22 protein-coding genes are annotated in these 25,057 nt (G+C 66.3%); 8 read left to right on the top strand and 14 right to left on the bottom strand.

The window, feature by feature from the left end; genetic code table 11:
- Positions 1-33: 33 nt before the first annotated feature.
- From ACIQ51_RS09300 to ACIQ51_RS09290, 3 genes are all read right to left on the bottom strand, one after another.
- Complete coding sequence (locus tag ACIQ51_RS09300) at positions 34-1,095, bottom strand: M48 family metallopeptidase (protein ID WP_396204765.1); 1,062 nt, start codon at positions 1,093-1,095, stop codon at positions 34-36.
- Positions 1,096-1,249: 154 nt separating this feature from the next.
- Positions 1,250-2,419, bottom strand: a complete 1,170-nt coding sequence (locus tag ACIQ51_RS09295) for a trans-sulfuration enzyme family protein (protein WP_396204764.1) — start codon at positions 2,417-2,419, stop codon at positions 1,250-1,252.
- A gap of 157 nt (positions 2,420-2,576) precedes the next feature.
- A complete protein-coding gene (locus ACIQ51_RS09290; RefSeq protein WP_396204763.1) occupies positions 2,577-3,395 on the bottom strand; it encodes a hypothetical protein in 819 nt (272 codons plus the stop codon).
- Between the two features lie 260 nt (positions 3,396-3,655).
- Between ACIQ51_RS09290 and glmM the strand changes: the two genes are divergently transcribed.
- From glmM to ACIQ51_RS09275, 3 genes are read left to right on the top strand one after another with little or no spacing between them, the layout of a single operon-like run.
- Positions 3,656-5,002, top strand: a complete 1,347-nt coding sequence (glmM, locus tag ACIQ51_RS09285; protein ID WP_396204762.1) for a phosphoglucosamine mutase — start codon at positions 3,656-3,658, stop codon at positions 5,000-5,002.
- 31 nt (positions 5,003-5,033) lie between these two features.
- A complete protein-coding gene (gene glmS, locus ACIQ51_RS09280) occupies positions 5,034-6,860 on the top strand; it encodes a glutamine--fructose-6-phosphate transaminase (isomerizing) (RefSeq protein ID WP_396204761.1) in 1,827 nt (608 codons plus the stop codon).
- Between the two features lie 21 nt (positions 6,861-6,881).
- Positions 6,882-8,531: a peptide chain release factor 3 gene (locus tag ACIQ51_RS09275; protein WP_396204760.1), complete on the top strand. Its 1,650-nt coding sequence runs from the start codon at positions 6,882-6,884 to the stop codon at positions 8,529-8,531.
- Between the two features lie 4 nt (positions 8,532-8,535).
- Here the strand turns inward: ACIQ51_RS09275 and ACIQ51_RS09270 are convergent, their stop codons facing one another.
- A complete protein-coding gene (locus tag ACIQ51_RS09270) occupies positions 8,536-10,107 on the bottom strand; it encodes a hypothetical protein (protein WP_396204759.1) in 1,572 nt (523 codons plus the stop codon).
- A gap of 59 nt (positions 10,108-10,166) precedes the next feature.
- On the opposite strand from ACIQ51_RS09270, the gene dtd reads away from it, so the two are divergent.
- Positions 10,167-10,649 (top strand): D-aminoacyl-tRNA deacylase, encoded by a 483-nt coding sequence (gene dtd, locus ACIQ51_RS09265; protein WP_396204758.1) that lies wholly within the window; start codon positions 10,167-10,169, stop codon positions 10,647-10,649.
- 104 nt (positions 10,650-10,753) lie between these two features.
- On the opposite strand, the gene ACIQ51_RS09260 is transcribed toward dtd, so the two are convergent.
- Positions 10,754-11,965 (bottom strand): trans-sulfuration enzyme family protein, encoded by a 1,212-nt coding sequence (locus ACIQ51_RS09260; protein WP_396204757.1) that lies wholly within the window; start codon positions 11,963-11,965, stop codon positions 10,754-10,756.
- Positions 11,966-12,028: 63 nt separating this feature from the next.
- On the opposite strand from ACIQ51_RS09260, the gene ACIQ51_RS09255 reads away from it, so the two are divergent.
- The gene (locus ACIQ51_RS09255; protein ID WP_396204756.1) at positions 12,029-12,658 is read left to right on the top strand and encodes a Maf family protein; all 630 of its coding nucleotides are present in this window, start codon (positions 12,029-12,031) and stop codon (positions 12,656-12,658) included.
- Here the strand turns inward: ACIQ51_RS09255 and ACIQ51_RS09250 are convergent.
- Genes ACIQ51_RS09250 through ACIQ51_RS09235 form a run of 4 tightly spaced genes read right to left on the bottom strand, consistent with a single transcriptional unit; the run spans position 12,651 to position 16,365 of the window.
- On the bottom strand, positions 12,651-13,739 hold the full coding sequence (locus tag ACIQ51_RS09250; protein ID WP_396204755.1) for a glycosyltransferase family 9 protein: 1,089 nt from the start codon (positions 13,737-13,739) through the stop codon (positions 12,651-12,653). The genes ACIQ51_RS09255 and ACIQ51_RS09250 overlap by 8 nt on opposite strands.
- 14 nt (positions 13,740-13,753) lie before the next feature.
- Positions 13,754-14,617 (bottom strand): lipopolysaccharide kinase InaA family protein, encoded by an 864-nt coding sequence (locus ACIQ51_RS09245; RefSeq protein ID WP_396204754.1) that lies wholly within the window; start codon positions 14,615-14,617, stop codon positions 13,754-13,756.
- Positions 14,614-16,182 (bottom strand): adenylate/guanylate cyclase domain-containing protein, encoded by a 1,569-nt coding sequence (locus ACIQ51_RS09240; RefSeq protein ID WP_396204753.1) that lies wholly within the window; start codon positions 16,180-16,182, stop codon positions 14,614-14,616. Before ACIQ51_RS09240 ends, ACIQ51_RS09245 begins: the two co-directional genes overlap by 4 nt.
- Before the next feature lie 18 nt (positions 16,183-16,200).
- Entirely contained in the window at positions 16,201-16,365 is a 165-nt protein-coding gene (locus tag ACIQ51_RS09235) for a hypothetical protein (protein WP_396204752.1), read from the bottom strand.
- Positions 16,366-16,422: 57 nt separating this feature from the next.
- Here ACIQ51_RS09235 and ACIQ51_RS09230 point away from each other — a divergent pair, with 57 nt between their 5' ends.
- On the top strand, positions 16,423-16,935 hold the full coding sequence (locus tag ACIQ51_RS09230; RefSeq protein WP_396204751.1) for an NUDIX domain-containing protein: 513 nt from the start codon (positions 16,423-16,425) through the stop codon (positions 16,933-16,935).
- 22 nt (positions 16,936-16,957) lie between these two features.
- Here the strand turns inward: ACIQ51_RS09230 and ACIQ51_RS09225 are convergent, their stop codons facing one another.
- Genes ACIQ51_RS09225 through clpX form a run of 4 tightly spaced genes read right to left on the bottom strand, consistent with a single transcriptional unit; the run spans position 16,958 to position 21,958 of the window.
- Entirely contained in the window at positions 16,958-17,638 is a 681-nt protein-coding gene (locus ACIQ51_RS09225) for a hypothetical protein (RefSeq protein WP_396204750.1), read from the bottom strand.
- Entirely contained in the window at positions 17,635-18,267 is a 633-nt protein-coding gene (gene yihA / locus ACIQ51_RS09220; protein WP_396204749.1) for a ribosome biogenesis GTP-binding protein YihA/YsxC, read from the bottom strand. The genes ACIQ51_RS09225 and yihA overlap by 4 nt, the downstream gene beginning before the upstream one ends.
- The gene (gene lon, locus ACIQ51_RS09215; protein WP_396204782.1) at positions 18,264-20,657 is read right to left on the bottom strand and encodes an endopeptidase La; all 2,394 of its coding nucleotides are present in this window, start codon (positions 20,655-20,657) and stop codon (positions 18,264-18,266) included. Before lon ends, yihA begins: the two co-directional genes overlap by 4 nt.
- Positions 20,658-20,692: 35 nt before the next feature.
- Positions 20,693-21,958 carry an ATP-dependent Clp protease ATP-binding subunit ClpX gene (clpX, locus tag ACIQ51_RS09210; RefSeq protein ID WP_396204748.1) on the bottom strand — a complete coding sequence of 422 codons (1,266 nt, stop codon included), beginning with the start codon at positions 21,956-21,958 and terminating at the stop codon, positions 20,693-20,695.
- Positions 21,959-22,259: 301 nt separating this feature from the next.
- Here clpX and ACIQ51_RS09205 point away from each other — a divergent pair, with 301 nt between their 5' ends.
- Both ACIQ51_RS09205 and ACIQ51_RS09200 read left to right on the top strand, forming a co-directional pair.
- On the top strand, positions 22,260-23,003 hold the full coding sequence (locus ACIQ51_RS09205) for a hypothetical protein (RefSeq protein ID WP_396204747.1): 744 nt from the start codon (positions 22,260-22,262) through the stop codon (positions 23,001-23,003).
- Between the two features lie 3 nt (positions 23,004-23,006).
- A complete protein-coding gene (locus ACIQ51_RS09200; protein ID WP_396204746.1) occupies positions 23,007-24,386 on the top strand; it encodes a cytochrome P450 in 1,380 nt (459 codons plus the stop codon).
- 113 nt (positions 24,387-24,499) lie between these two features.
- Here ACIQ51_RS09200 and ACIQ51_RS09195 read toward each other — a convergent pair.
- Positions 24,500-25,057 (bottom strand): ATP-dependent Clp protease proteolytic subunit (locus ACIQ51_RS09195; protein WP_396204745.1); only part of this gene is annotated, 558 nt, incomplete at its 5' end.

Raw genomic sequence — 25,057 nt, 5'->3', positions numbered from 1 at the left:
GGGACACGACCTCTGTGCCTCCCAGCCGCCTGTTTACGGCCCCGCCGGCGACTCCGGTGTCGGCGGCTCGCCCGATGGCGGCGGCTCCGGCGGCGGCGCCGCCGCATCGCTCATGCTGGCCGCTGCCTTGAAAGCGTCACGGAACGCATCGGCGGCGCGGGTGATCACACCACCGACGGCGTCGGTGGCTTCCTTGGCCATGTCGCGATAGTAGTCGGTGGCATCGCGCAGGTCGTCGCGGAACGGGCGTTCGGCTTCGCTGCCGCGCTTGATGTACGCACCGCCCACGATCGCGGCATACGCGCCCGACTGCTGCCAGTGATGCAGGGCGCCAGCCCGCACCGTGTGAAACGGATGTTCGCGCAATGCCGTGTTGAGCGCCTTGAGCACGCTGTCCCACGCGCTGCCGCCCATTTGGTAGTCGCTGGCCTGCGCCAGATACGCGTCGAGATCGATCGCGTCGTCCTGCGGCTTGCCACCGGCGAGCTTGAGGAACGTCATGAGGCTGCCGCGCGGATCCTGCGTGCCGAGCATGCCGGCACGGTCGGCGCTGAGCTCCGAGGTGCGGTACCACTCGAGCAGGGCCAGCTGGAACGGCAGCAGCGCGATGCTCGCCAGCAGCGGAAGCGCGCTCATGCCGAAGAAGAGTACGATCAGCGCGATGGTGCGATAGGTGGTGCGCCCGGTCATGATGTGGCCGAGCTGCTGCGCGAGCACGAAGCGCTGCTCGTCACGGTCGAGCAACTCCAGCGTGCCCGAGCTGATCACGATGAACGGCTGATCGAAGCCCACTGCGCCGGCGTTCGCGATTGGCGTCTGTGCCACGTACAGCTGCGGCGCTGACTGGCCGGCCCGAGGCCAGTCGAGCGTGTGCAGCACCTCCTGGTACAGCGCATACAGGGCGGGGCGCTGTGTGGGCCCCACCAGCACGGCATCACCGAGGAAGAGGTTGCGAATCCCGCGCTCGCCGAAGGCACCGGCGATCTTGCGCACGACATCGTCGAACCCCGGCAGGGCGCGCAGCGCGCGAAGCGCTGCGCGATCGGCGGGATGCTCCCAGGACACGGAGCTGATCTGGGTGAGTGAGGTGGCCATGGGGGATCGTACGACGGAGGGGCGGGGAAAGTTGCCAGCTGGCCCAACGAACTGCCCACTGGAAACTTTGACTGAAAACTGGAAACTCCCCCGGAAATCGCGCGATCCCGGGGGAGTGTTCAGTTCTCAGTACAAGTCGTCAGTTCTCAGTCGACTACATCCCCACCAGCGCGCCCTCGAGATCCTCGATCAGATCCTCGGCGTCCTCGATGCCGCAGCTGAGGCGGACCATCCCTTCGGTGAGCCCCATGGCGTCCTTCACGGCAGCCGGGACGGAGCCGTGCGTCATGGTATAGGGATGGTTCGTCAGGCTTTCCACCCCACCGAGTGATTCAGCGAGGGAGAAGACCCGGACCTTTTCCAGGAACGAACGCGCGTTGTCCTTGGCGCCGAGGTCGAGCGTCATCATGCCGCCAAACGCCGACATCTGCTGTTTGGCCAGTTCGTGGTGCGGGTGTGTCGGTAGTCCCGGGTAGATCACCCGCTCGTGCCCGAGGCGATTGGCGAGGAAGGCCGCCACGGCGCGCCCGTTGAGGTCGTGCTGCTTCATACGCAGCGGCAGGGTTTTCGTCCCGCGCAGCGCCAGCCAGGCATCGAACGGCCCGGGGACGGCCCCGGCCGCATTGAGGATGAACTGCAGCCGGTCGGCGAGATCGTCGTCACGCACGACCGCAATGCCGCCGATCATGTCGGAGTGGCCATTGATGTACTTCGTGGTCGAGTGCCAGACGATGTCCGCGCCGAGTTCGAGGGGACGCTGGTAGATCGGCGTCGCGAACGTGTTATCGACGATCAGCAACGCCTGATGGCGCTTCGCGATCGCGCTCATGGCGCGCAGGTCGGTGAGGCGCATCAGGGGATTGGTGGGCGTCTCCACGAGCAGGGCACGGGTGGCGGCCGTCATGGCCTCCTCCACGCGCTGCGGATCGCTCGTATCCACATAGGTGAAGGACAGTCCCATGTGTTGCAGGATGCGATCGAACAACCGGAAGGTGCCGCCGTAGACATTCTCGGCGCACACAATGTGATCGCCGGCGCGGAACAGCTTCATGATCGAATCAAGGCAGCCCATGCCGCTGCCGAACGCAAACCCGTGGCGTCCGGTCTCCAGGGTGGCCACGTTGCGCTCGAGGGCCTGGCGGGTGGGGTTCTTCCCACGGGCGTATTCGTAGCCCTTGTTGACCCCGATGCTGTCCTGCACGTAGGTGGACGTGAGGTACAGCGGCGTCATGATGGCGCCCGACACGGGGTCGGGGCGCTGGCCGGCGTGAATGGCGCGAGTGGCCATGCCACCCGCGAGGTCTTCGTCGTAGATGCGCGTCATGGGCTCCGGGGCGTCCGTGGGGAGATGGAGCGGGAAGCTAGCCGCTTCCGCGATACAGGGCGAGCGGCATCGGGCCGCGCGCCAGGGGTCCCACCGCCCCAGCGTTCCCCCAACGCTGGCACGCCGCTGGCCATCGTGGCGGGAGGACTGCTATCTGTCAGATCGTGACCCGCACCACCCGCTTCACCCGCGCCAGAGGATCGGCGTGCACCCACCCGGGCAACCCAAGGGCATCACGAAGGGCGTCACCAAGGGCCGACGGCAGCACGATCATGGTCGCATCAATCTCGTCCACGGCGTCAAGCAGTGCCGTGGTGGTGTGCTCGGCGACCGTGCGCAGCTGGCCACCCGCCAGCAGTGGCGCGAGCAGCCCCGGCGCCACGCTGTCGAGCGCGTGAGGAGACACCACCGTCACGGTCCGGTCCACCGGCGTGAACTGCTCCGCGCGCATGGCACGACGGGCCGCGTCCATCAGCTGTTCGTGGCTGGCGGAGAGGCCCGTCGACGCGAACAGGACACATTCCTCCGGCGATCCGCGGCCTTCGGTGTCGCCGATCAGGTCGAGCGCAAAGTGAGAGCCGAGGTCCAGCTCCTGCACCCGATCGGCGGAAACCACGCGGGCGTGGCGCGGGGCGTCATCGAGCAGCACGTACGGTGTGCCGGGCGGCAACGACGCCTGGAGCGCCCTCGTCGTGAAGACCGCGCCAACGTTCCATTCCCGCAGCCGCGCCTCCTGGATAGCCGAGTTCGGCTCGAGCAGCACGGCGCCCCGCCCGTCACTGGCGGCGAGGCCCACGAGCCATGCGGGGCCCGGCGGCAGCAACAGCGCGGACCGGCGACCGGCCAACGCCCGGACGAGAGGGGCGGAGCGCTGCAGCAGGGTGAGACCGGCCGCCACGAGCTGGGAGCTGTCGAAACCATTGGTCCGCCCACCGGCGGCGGCAATCGCGTAGGGCACGAGCGCGAGGGGATCCATCCGCGCAGGATAACCGGACGGACCGGTCCCGTACCACGGGCTGGCGCTGTAACGCCTCCGGCCCTGGCTCGTCAGATTGTGGATGTCGCTTCATGAAAATGGCGGCGGCAATGGCGGCCTAATGGTTCCCGCAGTGTGACACTTCTACCTTTCGGCACGGGCCATACTGCGAGCGGGCATGCCATCCGGCGCGGTAGGGCACCACGGCACGTAATGGTCGTGGGCACGTTTACAGGAGCATTATGGCGTTCGATGGGTTGATGGTCAGTGTGTCCGGCGTGCGTGGCCGGGTGGGCGAGGCACTCACGCCGGAAGTGGTGGCGACCTTCGCGGCCGCCTTCGGGGCCTGGGCGTCGCGTGGCGGGAATCGGCACATCGTGCTGGGGCGCGACAGTCGCGTGTCAGGTCCGATGTTCACGCGCGTCGTGCATGCGGCCCTCGAGTCGGTGGGGTGTACGGTCATCGACATCGGGATGGCACCCACACCCACTATCCAGCTGGCCGTGGAGCATCACCATGCGGCGGGGGGGCTCGGCATCACCGCGAGCCACAATCCGATCGAGTGGAATGCGCTCAAGTTCATCGGTCCGTCCGGACTCTTTCTTTCTGCCGCCGAAGGCGCGGAAATGCGGGCGTTGCTCGAGACGGGTATTCCCCGCGCCACCTGGGACCAGCTCGGACGGATCGAGCGTGACGACGAGGCCGTGGTCCGTCATATCCAGCAGATCCTGGCGTTGCCGTGGCTCGACGTGGAGGGCATCCGTTCACAACGCTTCCGTGTGGCGCTCGATTGCTGCCATGGCGCCGGCAGTGTGATCATGCCGCAGCTGCTGACGGAACTGGGCTGCGAGGTGTACGCGATCAACATGGAAGCCGACGGCCTCTTTCACCGCCCGCCCGAGCCGGTGGCGGAGAACCTCGGTGAACTCGAGGCCTTGGTTCGGGCCACGCAGGCGCACGTCGGATTCGCCACCGATCCCGACGTGGACCGCCTGGCGCTCGTACTCGATGACGGCCTGGCTCCCGGCGAGGACTATACGCTTGCCTTCGCGGCGCGGACCGTGCTGCGCCACCGTCCCGGTCCGGTGGTCACGAATCTTTCCACCAGCAAGGTGGTGTCAGACGTGGCCGCGGAGATGGAGGTGCCGTTCCACTTCGCCAAGGTCGGTGAGGTCAACGTGGCGCTCGCCATGCGGGACGTGGGGGCCACGATTGGCGGCGAAGGCAATGGTGGCGTGATTCTTCCCGAGTTGCACCTCGGGCGTGACGCCCCGCTGGGGGCTGCCCTGATGCTGCAACTCCTGCTCGAGGAAGGGCGCCCGCTCTCCGCACTGGTGGCGTCGAGGCCCCGGTACGTGATCGTGAAGGACAAGCTGGATCGTCCCGATGCGCCGCTCGACACGGTGTACGAGGCGCTGCGCACCGCGTTCTCCGATGCCGCCGCGGATATGCAGGACGGGTTGCGTCTCGACTGGCCGGACCGCTGGGTGCATCTGCGCCCTTCGGGCACCGAACCAATCGTGCGGGTAATTGCCGAAGCCCCCACGGACGCCGAGGCGCGCCTGCTCATCGCGCAGGCCCGCGAGCCGCTCGCGGCGCTCGTTTGAGCATATACGTCTTCCCCTGACCTGACCTCCCATGTGTGGAATCGTTGGCTATATCGGTGGCCGCGTGGCGACCCCGCTGCTCATCGAGGGGCTCAAGCGTCTCGAGTATCGCGGCTACGACTCGGCCGGCGTGGCCATCATGAATGGCAACGGCGTGGAGACGCGGCGTGCCGCCGGCAAGATCGCCCGACTCGAGTCGGTGATCGCTGCCGATCCGCCGCGCGGCACGTTGGGGATCGCCCATACCCGTTGGGCCACACACGGTCCGCCAACCGAGCAGAATGCCCATCCGCATCTCAGTCAGGACGGCAAGATCGCGGTGGTGCACAACGGCATCATCGAGAACGCCACCGCGCTCAAGGCCGGGCTCGAGGCGCGGGGGGTCGTGTTCAAGAGCGATACCGACACCGAGGTGCTGGCGCACCTGATCGAGACCGCCTACGCCGGTAGCCTTGAAGCCGCGGTCATCGAGGCACTCAATCAGGTCGACGGCACCTACGGCATTGCCGTGATCTGCAGCGACGAGACGGACAAGATCGTGGCGGCCCGCAAGGGCAGCCCACTGCTGGTCGGCATCGGTGAGGGCGAGTACTTCGTGGCCTCGGATGCATCCGCGATCCTGACGCATACGCGCCACGTGGTGTATCTCGATGACGGCGATATCGCCGTGGTCACCAAGGACGGCTACAAGGTCGTGGATCTCGAAGCCACAGTGCGCGAGAAGCCCGTGACGCGCATCGAGTGGGACCTCGCCCAGATCGAGCGTGGCGGCTACCCGCATTTCATGCTCAAGGAGATCTTCGAGCAGCCCACGACGGTCGAGAACACCATGCGTGGCCGCCTCATCCTCGAGGAAGGGTTCTCCAAGCTCGGTGGCCTCAATATCTCGCGGGACGACCTGCTGGCGATCGACAACATCATCATCACCGCCTGCGGCACGAGTTGGCATTCCGCGCTGATCGGCGAAATGATGATCGAAGAGTTGTGCCGTATCCCCGTCGAGGTGGAGTACGCGTCGGAGTTCCGCTACCGCAATCCGATCGTCACCCCGCGGACGCTGTGCATTGTCATCTCGCAGTCTGGCGAGACCGCCGATACGCTCGCCGCCATGCGCGAAGCCAAGCGTCGTGGTGCGCGCACACTCGGTCTGGTCAACGTCGTGGGGTCGACGATCGCGCGGGAGGACGACGGGGGGATCTATCTCCACGCGGGGCCGGAAATCGGCGTGGCGTCCACCAAGGCGTTCACGAGCCAGGTGGTGGCCCTCGCGCTCTTCACGCTCAAGCTCGCACGCCTGCGCGATCTCAGCGTGGCCCGCGGGCGCGAGCTGGCGCAGGCGCTCGCCAAACTGCCCGCCCAGATCCAGCACATCCTCGATCGCGCCGAGGAGATCGAGGCGCTCGCCGAGGAATTCAAGCGCGCGTCGAACTTCCTGTACCTCGGCCGCGGCTACAACTTCCCCGCCGCGCTCGAGGGGGCGCTCAAGCTCAAGGAAATCTCGTACATCCACGCCGAGGGATATCCGGCGGCCGAGATGAAGCACGGCCCCATTGCGCTCATCGATGAGATGATGCCGGTCGTCTGCATCGCGCCACACGACTCCGTGTTCGACAAGATCACGTCGAACATCCAAGAGGTGAAGGCCCGCAAGGGCAAGGTTATCGCCATCACGACGCGTGACGAGCCCAGTCTTGCGGGGAAGATCGATTACGAGTTCCGAATCCCCGAGACGGTGGACCTGCTCTCCCCGATCCTCGCGAGCGTACCGCTGCAGCTGCTGGCGTACTACATCGCCGTCAAGCGTGGGTGCAATGTGGATCAGCCGCGCAATCTGGCGAAGTCGGTGACGGTCGAGTAGTCGCGCTGCTATCTTTCGGGAATGTCCGACAGCACCCCCGAAATCGTCTCCGCGGAATCCGCCGCCTCTCCCTCGCCGGTCGATCACTCCCGTCTTGAGCGGGAGATTGCCCGGCGGCGGACGTTTGCGATCATTTCGCACCCCGACGCCGGCAAGACCACGCTCACGGAAAAGCTGCTGCTCTATGGCGGCGCCATTCACCTGGCCGGTTCGGTCAAGGCGCGCCGTGCCTCGCGCCATGCCACGTCAGACTGGATGAAGTTGGAGCAGGAGCGCGGTATCTCCGTGACCAGCTCGGTGCTGCAGTTCGAGTTCCTCGGCTATCAGCTCAACCTGCTCGATACGCCGGGGCACGAGGACTTCTCGGAGGACACGTACCGTACGCTCGTGGCCGCCGACAGCGCCATCATGCTGCTCGACAATCGTCGCGGCGTGGAAGAGCGCACCCGCCAGCTGTTCGATGTGTGCAAGATGCGCCGCACGCCGATCTTCACGCTGGTCAACAAGTGCGATCGCCACGGCGAGGATCCCCTCAAGCTCATTCAGGACGTCGAGGCGGACCTTGGCATCGACTGCTACGCGGCCACCTGGCCGGTCTTCGAGAATGATGTGTTCGTGGGCGTCTATGATCGCCTCAAGCGCGAGGTGCACCTGTTCGAGCGGAGCGGGGACCGCGGGGCTACGCGCGCTGATGACACGATCGTGGGCATCGACGATCCCAAGCTGATCGAGGCCATGGGCGAAAGTGCCTTCGACCGCCTCATGGGCGACATCGAACTGCTCGACGCGGCGGGACACGAATACGATCACCAACGCGTGATCGACGGGGCGCTTACGCCGGTGTTCTTCGGGTCCGCGCTCACGAACTTCGGTATCGAGCCGTTCCTGCGCGAGTTTCTCGAGCTGGCTCCGTCCCCCGGGCCGCGGGAGTCGAGCGTGGGGCCCGTTGATCCGGCGCGCGACGACTTCACCGGCTTCGTCTTCAAGATCCAGGCGAACATGGATCCCAAGCATCGCGACCGCGTGGCGTTCCTGCGGGTCGTGAGCGGCCACTTCGAGGCCGGGATGCAGGTCACCCATCAGCGTACCGGCAAACCCATTCGCCTCGCGGCGCCGCAGCAGTTCATGGCGCGCGATCGTGTGGCTATCGAAGAGGCGTGGCCTGGGGACGTAATCGGTGTAATGGATCGCGGCAACCTGCGCATCGGCGACACGCTGGGGGGCGATGGCCGGATGGAATTCCAGGGGATCCCGCGCTTCGCTCCGGAACACTTTGCGCGTGCGATGCCCGCCGACCCAATGAAGCGCAAGCAGTTCGACCAGGGACTGCGGCAGCTCACTGAAGAGGGGGCGGCCCAGGTGTTCTACGCGGAGACGAGCGCCGGCTCACAGCCGATCGTGGGCGCCGTCGGTCAACTCCAGTTCGACGTGATGGCGTTCCGCCTGGAGTATGAGTACTCAGCGCCCTGCAAGTTCGAGAAGATGAGCTATCGGTGGCCGCGCTGGATCACGGGTCCCAAGGCTGATGTGGAGCGTGTGGCCACGGGGCTCGGTCGCATGAAGGTGTACGACCACAAGGGGGCCGTCGTGGTGCTCTTTCAGGATCAGTGGGCGTTACGCCGAGCGCTGCAGCACGAGAGCGGCGTGCAGTTCCACGAGACCGCACCGTGAGCGCTTACGCTTTCGGCAACGTGTCGATCTGCCGTCCCACGTGGCCGATCACGAAGCCACCGTCTTCCGTGCTGGCGAAATAGATCCGGAGGCAGGTGACCGGATTGCTGCCCTTCCGCAGCTGATCGGCACACTCCACGTCGCGGTCTCCGTCCCGGAAGATGTATGGCGTCTTGCGCGCGGGATCATTGGGGCCCGGCGAGTAGTCCACGTCGAGGTCGGCGAACACTTCGCCGAGCGGACGGCCAAGGGCGCGGTCCTGACGGCGACGGCCCACTTCACCAAGCGCCTTAAGGTACGTCCACGCCGTGTCGGGATCGGGGAACTCCGACTCCTTGCTCGACGCGAACGCGGCGGGGAGGAGACGCAGGGCATCGCTGTAGAGGGCCTGCGCACGCTCGACGGCTTCGAGCACCGATTGCGGCGCATCGCTGGCCGGCTTGGCGATCGGCTGGCGCTCCTTGTGCGCCGCGAGCGTGGTGCGCAGCGCACGTGCGGTGGCCCGCTCTGCGTCGAGTGCCTGACGCGATTCGTTGAGGCGCTCGCGGGTGCGCGCCAGTTCTCCCTCGGCCGCGCGAACCGCTTCCTCGAGCTGGCGGACCAGCGTGAGCATCTGCCCCTTGTCCATCTCCATGCCCGACTCGGCGGCCGCAAGTGCCTCTGACGCATCGGGGCGGCTGCTGTACGCGGCGGAGCGCAGGTCGCGCAGCGTATCGGCGATGACGGGGTCGGAGAACGGACGCGCAACCGACACTTCAGCGAGGCGCTGGACGAGACGGCGACGCTCACCCGGGAGAGCCAGGGCGCGCGCGAGAATCAGCGGATGCTGGAATGGATCGGCTTCGAGCGTGAAGCCCGGCAGGTACGCCCGGGCGGAACCGAGGAACACCGAGCGCGAATGGCCACCCACGGCGTCGGAGAGTGCGAAGGTGTCGGAGTGGCGGAGCTGGAAGCACAGCCCCAGGCCGAACATCTCCGACGCGAATTGCTCGGGGGGCAGCACGTAGCCACCGTCGGGCAGTTCGGTCAGCAGCAGCACGGGCATGGTGCGCGCGGGATCGCACAGGACGAAGCGCACGAACGCGTCGAGCGTGCCGGCTTCGAGCTGCGTGGGCACGCGCTGGAGCGGACCGTCGTTCGCGACGAGCGTGAACGCGGCGTCGAGTTCGGAGAGCAAGCGCGGCGGGCGCACTGGCGGCGGCGCGCCATTGGCTGCGCCCCCTTCGGTGCTCACACGGATGTTCACCTGTCGGTGCTGGGTGCCGCCGGCGACCGTCGTCACGATATACGTGACGTGCGTCGACCACTGCAATGCGCGATCGAGCGGATCGGGGGCGTGCACGACAATGTCGGCAAGCGCCGAGCCGTCCTGACGGAAGGGCGCCCAACGGAGAATGCGTCCACCGTCGAGCGTATGATTCGACGGGGTGTCCCAGCTCAATTGCTGGCCCTGATCGAGACCCAGCCACGCCACACAGGCGGCGAGGAAGGCGGAGTCGGCGTCCGTCGCCGCAGTGCGCGGCGTCAGATCGAAATGAAGCGCAAGACGTGGTTGCACGGTCGTAGTGATTTCCATTGTCTCCAAGCCTCGTCGGGCGCTTTCGTCCCTACGTCCCGGAGCCAATCTTTGATCCTATGCGAATACTACTCCAACGCGTGAAACGGGCTGAAGTCCGCATACAAGGGGAATCAGCCGAAGCGCATCCTGACGGGCGCGTCTCCGGCCGAATCGGTGGCGGTTACGTGCTCCTCGTTGGCTTCACTCATTCGGATACGAACGCCGAAGTGGAGTGGATGACCGACAAGGTGGTTGGGCTTCGCCTGTTCCCTGACGAAGACCAGAAACTGAACCGGGACGTGACCGAGGCAGGGGGAGCCCTCCTCGTCGTGTCTCAGTTCACACTCTATTCCGACGCCCGAAAGGGGCGCCGTCCAAGCTTCATGGACGCAGCAAAACCAGACATCGCCATACCACTATATAACTACTTCGTGACGAGCCTGCGGGAACGCGGGGTGACGGTGCAGACCGGCGAGTTCGGGGCCATGATGGACGTCGAACTCGTAAATGACGGTCCTGTAACGATTTGGCTGGAGCGCGACGCCGCCCAAGGTGAATGACCAAGGATTGTCAGTGCCGTTGGTCGTTAGCACAATAAACTTGAGAGCGTTCAGCGATCTATCAAGGGTATGGGAACGATTTCTTGGCGAATTCCGGAATGCGGTCAGGGTGTTCCCGCGAGTGCCTGTTCGATGTCCGCGATGACGTCATTCACGTGCTCCAATCCTACGCTGATTCGAATGAGGCCATCCGATATGGCGACGGCCTGACGTTCTGCCACCGTGAGCTTGCTGTGCGTGGTCGAGGCGGGGTGTGTGACGATCGTGCGGGTATCACCGAGATTCGCCGAATGGGTGACCAGCCGGACACTGTCGAGGAATCGGCGCCCGGCCTCGAGTCCACCCTTGAGGTCGAGCGTCACGATGCCACCCCCTTGGGTCATCTGCCGGCGCGCCAGCGCATACTGCGGGTGGGACGGCAGGAACGGATAGCGCACCGAAGCCACCGCCTCGTGGCCCTCGAAGTGCTGGGCCAGGGTGAGCGCGTTGCTGCAGTGTCGGTCCATGCGCACGGCGAGCGTCTCGAGTGACTTGCTCAGCAGCCACGCATTGAACGCGCTCATCGCGGGTCCGGTGTGGCGCGCGAAGAAGCGGCAATCGGCGAGGAATGCGCGGTCGCCGACAATCGCCCCACCGAGCGCGCGCCCCTGACCGTCCATGAACTTTGTGGCTGAGTGAATCACGGCGCTTGCGCCATGTTCGAGCGGCCGTTGCAGATACGGCGTGGCGAAGCAGTTGTCCACGATGAGCGGGATGCCGCGTGAGCGCGCGAGTGCCCCGAGCCATTCGAGATCGATCAGCTCGAGCCCCGGATTGCTCGGCGTCTCGATGTAGATCGCCTTGGTGTTGGGGCGCAGGAGCCGCTCCCAGCTGTCGGGGTCCGATACGTCGGCGTAGTCGCTCGACACCCCCCACTTGGGAAGAATGCGCGTGAAGAGCTGATGCGTGCTACCGAAGATTGCGCGCGCCGACAGCACGTGATCGCCCGCGGAGACGTGCGCGGCGATAGCCGTGAACACCGCACTCATTCCCGAGGCTGTCGCAATGCCCTCCTCACCGCGCTCCATCAGGCACAGCTTCCGGACGAACTCGTCGGTGTTGGGATTGCTGTACCGGCTGTAGATGTTGCCCGGTACCTCTTCGGCAAACAGCGCCCGCGCATGCTCCGCGTCGTCAAATCGGAAGCTCGACGTGAGGTAGAGCGGCACCGAATGCTCACGTTCGGTCGACACGCCGGTTTGGGTGCGAACGGCGAGCGTTTCGAAGTGCGGCAGCGCGCCGTGTTCGGCGCCGGGCGTATGGGAGTCGTCGGACATGCGATGCGGGGACGGAGGACACGACCGGTGCCGCCGGGCGCCGGTGCCTCGTAAACTTACCGCATGCGTGCTCCCAATCCGACCAGCGGGGTGGCCCCCGTTCGCGTGATCCTCGCCTCGCAATCGCCGCGCCGCCGAGAACTGCTGAACCAGATCGGCATCGCCCACGAGGTGCGCCCGGCGCACGTGGACGAAACCGTGAGGCCGAACGAGGCGCCTGTGCCCCATTGTGAACGACTCGCGAGGGCCAAGGCGCATACGCTCGCCGTCGAACATCCCGACGCCCTGGTGATCGGCTCCGATACCATCGTCGTGATCGACGGGGCGATCCTGGGAAAGCCAGCCGATGGCCGCGATGCCATCCGCATGCTGCAGCAGCTGTCCGGACGTACCCATACGGTGCACACCGCGGTGGCGGTGGCCCATGCAGGGCAGACGTGGGCTGCGGTCGAAGCGGTGGAGGTGTCCTTCCGCGCGCTGACCGCCGAGCAGATCGCCGCCTACGTGGCCACCGGCGAACCGATGGACAAGGCTGGGGCGTACGGCATACAAGGAGCCGGTGCCGTGCTGGTGGATCGCATCGACGGCGACTACTACGCGGTCATGGGGCTGCCTCTGGCGAGGCTAGTTCGGCTGGTCGAGGACGCCGGCTACGGATATTCCTTCGCCGCGGGGATCTGCGTCCTCACCTGAGCGGCCGCCTCGCGAGCCGCGCCGGGGCATACCGCTCCTGCCACACGCGCAGTTTCTCCTCCACATGGGCAACGGTGATGCGTGGCAGCCGATTCTCTCGATAGACCATGTCGAGCGGGTAATCCTCGCCCGGATCACCGTAGGCATCGATCATAAGGTCGTGCGCAAAATCATATGGCCCCACACGCTTGGGATTGGTGTAGCCAATGAGCGAGATAACGGGTGTCCGAAGCGCCACGGCGAGGTGTAATGGTCCGGTGTCGGGGGACAGCGCAACCGCCGAGGCATCCAGAATGGCAGCAAGTTTGCGCAGGCCACTGCCCAGCGCGGAATAGGCCATGGGGGCCTCGCGCCTGATCACCGCCTCGGCGGCCAGCTCGCGCGGCGAACGTCCCCCCACCAGGACCGGTTGCAACCCGTACTCGTGCCAGAGCACGTGGCAGATCTGGGCCCAGCGCTCGGGCAACCAATCCTTGGCTGGCTTGCTCGTGGCCACGACGATCGGCGCAAGCGGCCGGTCGAACTGCTGCACGAACTCCCGCTGCCAGCGACGCTCCTCGTCGTTCCACGGGCCCAATGACCACTCCGGCGAACCGTGCGGCACGCCCAGCGCAGCGAGGAACTCGAAGTACTGGTCCTGCACGTGCTGTCCTACGTGTGGCGCAATGCGATGCGTGGTGAACAGCCAGTTGGCGTCACGCGCGCGGGCTGTGTCGAACCCCAGCTTGACCGGTGACCGCGTGAAGCCGGTGATGAGCCCGGCCTTGAAGTAGACCTGCAGTCCGAGCACCACGTCGAACTCCCGCGCGGCGAGGGCGGCGCGGGTCTCGAGAAAGCCGCGCCATCCCTTGGAACGGTCGAAGAGCACGATATCGTCCACGAGCGGATGGCCACGCACGAGCGTCGCGGGGCCAGGTTGCAGCACCCATGAAATGCGGGACTGCGGGGCGTGGGCCTTGAGTGCGTGAATGACGGGCATCACGTGCACCGCATCACCCACCGCACTCATCATCACGATGCCGATGCGATCGAGCCTGACCGGTGGCAACGGTGGCGTCGTGGCGGTTCCAGTCGTGGACATGTCCAAGGACGAGTTCATGCCTCCACCAGCGCAAGGGTGGCATCGCGGAAGTGCGTGATGCGCTGCTCGGTGAGGTCGTACCCGAACTGGGTGCGCCACTTCCGCAGCGAGCGTACGAGTCGTGCGAGGTTGCGTTCCATGGTGTTGCGGGGGGGGCGCGCCGGCGCCCAGTCGATCACGTCCACGTCGATCACCAGTGCCTCAAGGGCGGCCGACGCACTGGTGTTTGGTGTGGCGTGTGTCGCGATGTTCGCCATGGCGCCCAATGGCACGGGGGACGGCTTGGCCTCCCCATTGCCCGCCACCCGCACGAGGATGTTCTTCACATTGAGATCCGGGTGTGTCACGCCGCTGCGCGCCAGCTGCAGCAGGAGGCATTGCGTGGCGGTGAGCGCCCGTTCGCCGTCCATCTCCCCGGACAGACCGGCGAGCACCATACCCAGGTCGGCGGTCTCCTCCAGGTACCGGGTCACCACGTCCACACGAACAAGGCCAGGACCTGCCGCATAGCGCGCAAACCCGATGACGTCGGTGGTGGGAATGCCCGCGGCCCGCAGCGCGGCGGACTGCATCATCTCGATGGGGGCACGCGTGGGGCGGCGAAACCGGTCACCGGTGAGCGGCGCAAGCACCCCGCCGTGCCATACGTGGCGCACCACGACCGGTACGCCGGAAGAGGGCAGTGGTGCCACGTAGACGGGCGCCCGGCCGCGCAGTGCACGAGGTTGCGGCTGACGTTCGGCCCAATCGTACAGTGTGCCGTACTCGCGCACCAGCGCCACCAAGTCGTTGCGCACATCGGTCACGGCGGTCACGTCCGACCTGCCCACCTTCACGGACTCGGGGAGGACGAATGGTCCTAACGGCTTCGTGCTCATGTGGTGCGCTCCACCTGCCACACGCGCTCAGCGCTGCGGTTGTGCCGTCTCACACGGAGGTCGTTGCGGATGTAGCACCGCAGCGGCCCGCGGTGCGTACTGGTTGCCCCGTCGGCCAGCGCGTCGGCCAGCGCGTCGGCCACGGATTCGCTGAGCAACACGTCGTCGGCCTGGGCCAGTCCGCAGAGCCGATTGGCCACGTTGACCGTGTCGCCGATCAGCGTGAACTCGAGACGGCGCGGCGAACCGATGTTGCCAACGAACGCATCGCCCTGATGAATACCGATACCCGCGTGCAGCTCGGGCCGACCTTCGCCGAGCCACCGTGCATTGAGTGTTTGGAGCTCATCGTGCATGTCGAGGGCGGCGAGGACCGCGCACTGGGCGTCAGTCTGGTGCGGCTCGGGTGCGCCCCAATAGGCCATGAGTGCGTCACCGATGAACTTGTCGAGCGCACCACCATGGCGGAACACGCACTCCACCATCATGGTGAAGTATTCGTTCAATTGGCGGGCCATCAGCATCGGTGGCAATGACTCGGCCACCGCGGTGAACCCGCGGATGTCGCTGAACAACACCACCACGCGCTGACGGGTTCCGCCGGGCTCCATACGCGCCGTTGTCGCGGCGATACGTTCGGCCAGATGTGGCGTGAAATACCGCTCGAAATTCTCGCGTACGCGCGCCGCACGGTGGAGCTGTGCTGCTGCCGTCTCGCGCTCCACGGCAGCCGCGGCGATGCCGGCAATCGCCACCAGCAGGGCGAGGTCGTCGTCGTCGAACCTGGCGCGGTCGCGCAGGTGGTCCACGTACAACACACCGAGCGTGGTGCGCTGCTCGCCAAGCAGCGGCGCCGCCAGCGCACTTTTCACCGCCTGCTGCAGCACCGAGTCGCCCGCGGTGCGCTCGTCGGTGGCCGCGTCGTTGGTGCGTAGTGCCACCTGGCGGTCAGCCACTCCGTTGGCGATGGCGCGCGGCACCGGCCGCGGGATGTGGCCGTGCCGGTCGCGCGATATTCGGGTGTCGAGGCCACCGTCGGGGGATCGCAGCAGGATCGCCACCCGGTCCGCGTCGAAGGTGGTGAACAGCTCCGACGCGATGGTGTCGAGCAGGCCCTCGAGATCGCCGAAGGCACCGAGTCGCTGCGCGATCCGCACGAGTTGCGTGAGGCGCTGGGTGGGGCGCTGCGTGGCCGGCGGCCTGTCCGTGGGGCCGTCGAAGGCTGGGTTGGCGATGTCGGCCAGTGCCTGCTCGGGCGACGGAACGATGCGCTCGCGCATTACCGTGGAGGGCGCGGTGTGCAGCGTGAACGTCACCGTGCCGAAGGCGATCGTGTCGCCGGCGCGCAGCACCCCGTGCCCCGCGCGGGCCTGATTGACCCAGGTGCCATTGCGCGATCCGAGGTCGGTCACGTGCACCACCCGGGCGTGGTCGTCCGTGCGCAGCTCGGCATGACGACGCGATACCGCGGGATCGAGGATCGGCAAATCGCTCGCCGGGTCACGGCCGACGATCAGTACGTCACTCCCCGCAAGCGAAAAGCGCCGGTCGCCGGTGGTGGACACGAGGACGAAGGACACCGCTCAGGCGGTCCGCGGCTGGGCGAACGCGGAGACGGGCGTGCAGAGACCGAGCGCGCAGTCGCCGCCGATGGGCGCGAGCCCACCGGCGGCGTATCCACCGGCGGCGTATCCACCGGCGGCGTGCCACGACCCGGCACCTGCATGGAATTCGGCGTGGGCAGTCATCGCAGGAAAGTTCGCCGGGGCGCTCGCCGTGGGGCAAGCGAAGTTCTAGCATTCGGCATGGCATTCGGCATACCGATGGGCTCAACGGAGGAGGGTCCCCGCGTGGAGGCCCGCGTGGTGGACGTGGTCGTGCTGGCGCCGGCGCCGAGCGGACACCCCGATCGCTGGCAGGTGCTGGCCATGCGGCGTGCAGCCGGTACGCGTTGCACAGGCGCTTGGGAGATCGTGCACGGACGGATCGAGCGGGGGGAGCGTCCGCCCGCGGCGGCGCGGCGGGAGGTACAGGAGGAGACGGGGCTGCCCATCGAGCGGTTGTACACCATTACCGTGAATCCTTTCTACCTGCAGGCCATGGATAGCATCCAGCTGGCCGTGGTGTTTGCCGCCGTTGTCGGCGCCGCGGGGCCGGTGGTGCTGGGGCCAGAGCACGATGCATGGGAATGGCTCACCCCCGCTCAGGCCATGGAGCGGCTGGCATGGCCGCGCGAGCATCAAGCCCTGCAGTACGTGTTACACCTGCTGCGCACGGGCGACGCAGGTCCGGTGGAGGACGTGCTGCGGGTCCCGTGACGCCCCGAGGACGAGTGGGCGCTTACCGTTTGGCCGCGGCCCGCGACCGGACAAGGGCGCGCTCGCGTTCGATGCGCTGCAGCACCTGATTCCAGTCCGTCACGCTCGGCGTGCTCTCGAGTTGCGCTGTCACCGGCTGGTTGACGTCGATCTGGCCGTCGAACACCAGCAGCGCCGACTGCACCTCGCGCTGCTTGAGGCGGTACTCGCCGAAGCCCGGGGTAAGCGGCACCATGTCGAGCGGGCGGAAATCGCGGCCGGTGTTGCTGATGATGAACTCCTGCGGCGAAAACCGAGTCTCGCCTTGCTCGAGCGCAAAGAAGCTCACGTACCAGATCGAGTAGGCTGGCAGGCGATTGCGCTCCTTGATCGCGAGCAGCTGCGCCTCCTTGCTGATCTGGAGTTCACGCAGCGACCGGTACGAGTCGGGGGAAAGCAGGCGGATGATGCGCTCGTCGAGTGGGATGGCACGCACCTGCAGTCCGGTGGACGGCGACGTCTTGAGCGCAATGTCGTCCTGACGCAACGTACCGAAGCCTGCGGGCACCCAGTTGGGATCGAGCGTATCGCCCTGCACACCGCCCAGTCCCGCGGGCGGCGAACCCTGTGCGGGCAGCGGCTCGGGATGTACGGTGCTGCACGCGGTCAGGACGACAGCCGTCGCTATGGCCATCATCCAGTGGGCGGGCGAACGCTTTGTCATGTGGTGCTCCTCCAGTCGGGCATGGCCAGCAGCTGCACGAGCGCAGACGCCAGATCGTCACGCCCTTCTCCCGTCTTTGCGCTGAACGGGACGATCTGGTCGGGGTCGAGGCCGAGGTATTTCGCCAGATGCTCGACCCGCTCACGCATCTGCGGACGGGGCAGCTTGTCCACCTTGGTGACCGCGATGATAGTGGGTACCCCGAGGTCGGCCAGAAAATCCAGCATCGTGTGGTCGTCGTCGGTGGGGTCGTGGCGGACGTCGAGCAGCTGGACCACTCCCCACAACTTCGTGCTGTCCTTGAGGTAGCCTTCAATCAACGGGCGCCACTCGGCCTTGCGCTCCTTGCTGATCCGCGCGTAGCCGTATCCCGGGAGGTCGGCCAGCACGAACTCCCTGTTGACGTCGAAGAAGTGGATCTCCCGCGTACGCCCCGGCGTGTTGCTCACGCGCGCGAACGCCTTGCGCTTCATGAGCTTGTTGAGGAGCGACGATTTGCCCACGTTGGAGCGCCCCACAAACGCGATTTCCGGGAGCATGGAGTCCGGACGCCAGCCGCCCTGCTTGGCCATCGGGCCAAGGTAGTCGAGGTGGCGGATGACGAGGGGATCCTTCGTGGTCTCCGTCATGACAGGCGCTCCGACGCGACCGCCATCACCACGCGCTCCTCGTGTAGAGTGGGGATCGCACCGCGCAACGCCAGCGCAAGCACTTCCTCCATGGTGCGCACGGTGTGCCACGTCACCCCTGTGCGTACATCCTCGGGGAGTTCGCCCAGATCCTTGGCGTTGCCCTGTGGCACGATGACGTGCGCGATGCGGTGGCGATGCGCCGCCACGCCCTTTTCACGCACACCGCCGATTGGTAGGACGCGCCCGCGCAGGGTGATCTCACCCGTCATGGCCACATCGCCGCGCACGGGAATGCCGGTGAGGGCACTGGTGAGTGCCGTGGCCAGCGCGATGCCGGCCGAGGGTCCGTCCTTCGGCGTGGCGCCCGCGGGCAGGTGAATGTGGATGTCCCGCGTGCGGTGGAAGTCAGGGGAGAGCCCGAGGGCTCCGGCGTGCGCGCGCACGAAACTGAGCGCTGCGGCCGCCGATTCCTTGATCACATCGCCAAGCGTGCCGGTCAGCTGCAGGCGTCCACGGCCGGGGACGATGCTCACTTCGATCTCTAGCAGTTCGCCGCCGGTACTCGTGTAGGCCAGCCCATTGGCCACACCAACCTGGTCACGAAGCTGCAGGTCCTCGTCCTCGTACTGCGGTGTGCCAAGCATCGCCTTGAGGTCACTGCGCCCCACGTGATGCCTCGTGCGCTCCGTCCATTCCCGGCGCGCGAGCTTGCGCGCCAGCCGTGCGATCCGGCGTTCGAGATCACGCACGCCCGCCTCGCGAGTGTAGCCGCGGATGATGGCGGGAAGCACGTCGTCGTCGACCGTCACCCGGTCCGCCGGTACGCCGTTGCTCGTGAGTTGGCGTGGCAACAGAAACCGCCGCGCGATCGCGAGCTTTTCGGGCTCGAGATAACCGGGAAGTCGGATGACCTCCATGCGATCGCGCAGCGCCTCAGGGATGCTCGCCAGAGAGTTGGCGGTCGTGATGAACAGGACCTGCGACAGGTCGTAGTCCACCTCGAGATAGTGATCGTTGAAGGCGCTGTTCTGCTCCGGATCGAGCACCTCCAGCAGCGCCGCCGCCGGATCACCGCGCCAGTCGGCGCCGAGCTTGTCGATCTCGTCGAGCAGAATGACGGGGTTCACACTTTCGGCGCGGCGCATCGCCTGCAGGATGCGCCCGGGGAGCGCTCCGATGTAGGTACGCCGATGCCCGCGGATTTCCGCTTCATCCCGCACGCCGCCGAGGGCCATGCGCACGAACTTGCGATCGAGGGCATGCGCGATTGACCGGCCGAGGGACGTCTTGCCCACACCCGGCGGTCCCACGAGGCAGAGAATGGGGCCGGGCAGCTTCCCCACGCGCGACAGCACGGCGATGTGATCGAGGATGCGCTCCTTGACCTCCTCGAGCCCGAAATGGTCGCCCTCGAGGGCCGTGCGGGCCTTGTCGAGATCTGCGGTATCCTCCGTACGGGCCGTCCACGGCAGCGCCAGCACCCAGTCCAGCCAGCCACGTGACACGGCCGCGTCGGGACTGGTGGGGGAGCTGCGCTTGAGGCGGCGCAACTCACGCTGGGCGCGCGTCGCCACGGCCTCGGGGAGCCCCTTGGCGGCGATCTGCCGCGCCATCTCCTCGAACTCGTCGCCATCTTCCTGGCCGAGCTCCCGGTGGATGGCGCGCAACTGCTCCTGGAGGAAGAACTCGCGCTGGTTCTGGAAGAGCGACCCGCGAACCTGCTCGTCGATTTTGCGCTCGAGCCTGAGCAGTTCGAGCTCGGCGCCCAGCACGGTCACGAGCTGCGATGCGAGGTCGGCCAGCGACGGTGCGCCGAGCATCGCTTGCCGTTGCTCGATGGGGATCTGCAGATGCGCCGCCATGCCGAAGGCAATGCGTTCATCGTCGTCGAGTCCCTGCAGTAGGCCCACCACCTCCGGCGGAAGCCGGCGGTGCATCCCCGTGTATTCCTCGAAGAGGCCGAGGGCATAGCGGATGCGGGCGTGCGTGGTCTCAGCGCCCTGGCTGCCGCCGCTGCGCAGGCGCTTGAAGGGCAGCGGCTCCACGCGCGCCTCGAGCAGCGTGCCAGCCTTGGCGCCCTTCGTCCGGGCCAACGCCTTCGCGCTGGCGTAGCGGGAGACCTGTACGCGCTCAAGGCCGTCGACGAGGATCTTTGTGGTGCCGTTTGCGAGGCGCGACGCCTGCTGCACGCGGGCCCGAACCCCGATGCGATAGAGATCGCCGGTGGCCGGGATGTTCACGTCGGGGTTGCGCTGCGTGACCAGCAGCATCTCGCGATTGCCGTCGAGGGCGGCGGTGACCGCAGCCAGCGAGGCCTCGCGGCCGATGAGGAGGGGCATGGCCACGTGGGGGAACAACACCACGTCGCGAAGCGGAAGGACCGGCAGTTTGTGGCTGCCGGTCCTCGAAGTGCGGTGCGTGCTCAGGCTTCCTTCTTCTGCCGCTTGGGCGCGATTTCGAGGAGAGGGGGGCCACCGTGCTGCACTGCCGCATCGGTCACCTTTACCTCCACGACATCGTCGCGGGTGGGCAGTTCGAACATGGTGTCGAGGAGCGTCTCCTCGAGGATGGCGCGCAGGCCGCGCGCCCCGGTGCCACGCTTGAGGGCCTTGGCGGCCACGGCACGCAGCGCCGACTCCTCGAACGTGATCTTCACTTCCTCAAGGTCGAAGAGGCGCTGGTACTGCTTGGTGAGCGCGTTCTTCGGTTCCTTGAGGATACTCACGAGCGCGTCTTCGTCGAGTGCCTCGAGCGGCACGCAGACGGGCAAACGGCCCACGAGTTCGGGAATGATGCCGAATCGGAGCAGGTCGTCCGGCTCCACTTCGGCGAACGGTGTCTTGGGCGTGGTCTGCTTGATCGAGACCACCTTGCTGTCCGCCGCCGGCTTCGTATCGAAGCCCAGCTGGCGACGACCGGTGCGCGCTTCGATGATCTTCTCGAGCCCGTCGAAGGCCCCACCACAGATGAACAGGATGTCCTTGGTGTTGATCTGGATGTATTCCTGCTGGGGGTGCTTGCGACCACCCTGCGGCGGCACACTGGCGACGGTGCCCTCGAGAATCTTGAGCAGCGCCTGTTGCACCCCTTCGCCCGACACATCGCGCGTGATGCTGGGGTTCTCCGACTTGCGCGCGATCTTGTCGATTTCGTCGATGTACACGATGCCGCGCTCGCATTCGGCGACATTAAAGTCGCCGGCCTGCAGCAGCCGCACCAGAATGTTCTCCACATCCTCGCCCACGTAGCCCGCCTCGGTCAGCGTGGTGGCGTCGGCAATGGTGAACGGGACATCGAGAATGCGGGCGAGCGTCTGCGCGAGCAGCGTCTTGCCCGTACCGGTCGGGCCGATCAGCAGGATGTTGGACTTGTCGAGTTCGACGTCGTCCTCCCGTGCGGTGCTGGCGGCGTTGATGCGCTTGTAGTGGTTGTACACCGCCACCGAGAGCGCCTTCTTGGCCTGCTCCTGACCGATCACGTACTGATCGAGGATATTCTTGATTTCACGCGGGGTGGGCACCTGCGTGATGGATTCCGCGACTTCCCGCTCCTCATCCTCCGCCAGAATTTCATTGCAGAGGGCGATGCACTCGTTGCAGATGTAGACCGAAGGGCCCGAGATGAACTTCCGGACGGCGTCCTTGGACTTTCCGCAAAAAGAGCAGCGCAGATGTTTGTCGTGGGACATGGCGTTCCGGTCCGGTGGGCAGCCGAGGGCCTGATGGCCCCCGTCCAGCAGTGTGGGCGTACGGCACGACGCCGCCGCACAGCAGGTAGAGTTAACCCTGCAAGACCGGCAGGGTCAAGCGAATCCGCATCGTTGGGAGTCTCGGCGCCTGCCCGGAAAACCCCACGCCAGCACAGATTGAGGGAGCGCGGGTCCACGGTGCCTGTTGGGGTGTTCACAGTGGCGTCATCGCCCCCGTGCCCCCAGACTCCCCATACCCGCGTCCTACCCCACTTCCCGTCACAGGGTACCAAGGTTCCGCATGTGGCCGTTTGAAGCCTTCCTGGTGGTGCACATCACGACCGGTGCCGTCGGGCTGATCCTTTTCTGGATCCCGACCATCGGCAAAAAAGGCAGTCCCACCCATCGGAAGTTCGGGATGCTCTTTTCCCGCCTCATGATGGTTACGGCGAGCATGGCGATCGGCATGGCGAGCACCACCCTGCTCGCGCCACTCGACACGCACCCCAAGCAGGTCGCGCTCAACTGGCCACAATCTCGCATCGAGGGGATCTTCGGCTGGATGATGCTCTATCTGGCCATTCTGACGATCCAGTTGGTCTGGCATGGTGTCGTGACCATCCGGAACAAGAAGCACCACCTCGCCAACCGCCACTGGGGCAACGTGGCGCTCAACGTCTTCACGATCTTTGCCGCGCTCGTCTGCGCCTACCGGGGCTGGCTCATCGATGAGGGGTTGATGATGGCTTTCTCGATCGTTGGCGTGGCGTCTGGCCTCACCAACCTCTGGTTCATCTACACCGACGAGCCCCGTCGCATTGCCTATCAGCTCGAGCACGTCAAGGCGATCGTGGGAAGCGGTATTTCGGTCTACACCGCCTTCATGGCCTTCGGCTTCGTGCGGCTCAGCCCGGGGCAGGCCCTCAACCCGCGCATGTGGGCCATCCCGCTCGTGGTGGGACTGGTCATCATCATCTACCATCAGGCCCGCATCCGCATCGCCTTCATGCGCCACCGTCAGGTGTCCGCCAGTGCGAAGGCCTGAGACGTGATCCCTCCCACCCCCGGCTCCTCGTTCTGGCGCCCGCCGGCGCCCACGCCGCGGCCGCCGGTCCCCTCGCTGCTGCGCCTCATGTGGCGCCGCGAAAAGGACCTGCTGAGCCTCCTCCCCGACCTCGCCTACCGGGAGATGGTCACGCCGCTCGGCTACACGCGCCGCGGCATCCTGCTGGTCAACGACCCCGTGTGGGTCAGTCGCATCCTCACCGACCACGACACCTTCCCGAAGAACGACCTGTTCGTGGAAGCGCTCGAGGACCTGGTGGGGAACTCCATGTTTGTCACCAGCGGTGACACCTGGAGGCGGCAGCGCAAGATGGTGGATCCGGCCTTCTCGCATATGCGCATCAATCGCGCATTCGACTTTATGGCGGCGGCGGTGGATGACTACGAGCAGCGTCTCGCCGAGCAGGCCGCCGCGGCGGAGACGTTCTCGCTCGATGCCGCCATGAGTCACCTCACGGCCGACGTCATCACACGCACGATTTTTTCGGTGCCGCTCGCCGGGCAGACGTCGCACGATGTGTTCGAGGACTTCATGCGCTTCGAGCGGCAGGTGGGGAGTATCGACCTCAAGCGGCTTCTGTGGGACAAGCCGTGGTCGCCGCATCAGCAGCCCGAGCCCGTGCGTCAGGCCTGCGCGCGCATACGGCTGCATCTGGGCACCATGCTCGATGCGCGGTTGCAGCACCCCGAGTACGACGATATCGCCGGCGCCATTCTCGAGGCGCGCGATGCGGACACCGGCAAGCCGTTCGATCGCGAGGGCTTGATCGATCAGCTGGGGGTGTTCTTCCTGGCGGGGCACGAGACCACGGCGAGCTCGCTCACGTGGGCGTTCTTCATCCTGTCGCAGCGACCCGAGGTGGTAACGCGCATTCGCGAGGAAGTCGAGGCGGTCGTCGGTAACGGCCCGGTGCTGCTGGAGCACACGAAGCGGCTCCCGTACGTCCGCAATTTTTTCCGTGAGGTGTTGCGCCTCTATCCGCCGATCACGTTCCTGCCACGCGTGGCCGGCAGAGACACCGAGATCGCCGGCCGGCGGGTGAAGCGGGGCACGATGTTGATGATCGCGCCGTGGAGCATGCATCGTCACGAGAAGCTGTGGGATCAGCCGGACCGGTTCGACCCCGATCGATTCCTCCCCGAGCGTGAATCAAGGCAGGTGCCCGGGAGCTATCTCCCGTTCGGATCGGGACCGCGCATCTGCGTGGGCGCGGCATTCGCCACCATCGAGACGGCGCTGATCATAGCCCGCCTCGCCCGGCGCTTCGACTTCGACGCGCTCGAGCCGGCGACCGTGCGGCCCTATGCGCGCCTTACCACGCGCCCGGCGGTCGAGATCATGATGAAGGTGCGCCGCCGCTGACGCGCGCCGCGCACGGCATGGCGGTGGGGAGGTCCGGAGTCACAACAAAGGGGGCGCCCTGTGCATGGCGCCCCCTTCGGGGAATCAAGAGAAGGCACGCACCCCGCGCCCGTTTACTTGGCCGCGACGAGCTCCGCCTGGTGCTGGATCACGTTGTCCACCAGACCGTACACCTTGGCATCTTCCGCGCTCATGAAACGATCGCGGTCGGTGTCACGCTCGATCTGCTCGATCGGGCGACCGGTATGCTTCGACATGAGCTCGTTCATCTTGCTGCGGAGATAGAGGATCTCCTTGGCCTGAATCTCGATGTCGGACGCCGACCCACCACCGCCGTTCTGCGATGGCTGATGGATCATGATGCGGCTGTGCGGCAGCGCGCTGCGATGGCCGGCAGCACCGGCGCAGAGCAGGAAGGCCCCCATCGAGGCGGCCATGCCCATGCACGTGGTATGCACCGGCGCCTTGATGAACTGCATGGTGTCATACATTGCGAGACCGGCCGACACCGAGCCACCCGGCGAATTGATGTACAGGTGGATCGGCTTCTCGGGGTTGTCCGCTTCGAGAAAGAGCATCTGCGCGATGATGATGTTCGCGACGTCGTCGGTAACCGGCGACCCCAGGAACACGATGCGGTCCATCAACAAGCGCGAGAAAATGTCATACGT

Source organism: Gemmatimonas sp. (genome assembly GCF_044344655.1).
Classification (GTDB): Bacteria; Gemmatimonadota; Gemmatimonadetes; order Gemmatimonadales; family Gemmatimonadaceae; genus Gemmatimonas.
Note: the sequence above shows the minus strand (reverse complement) of the source record. Positions and strands in the feature narration are given on the sequence as shown.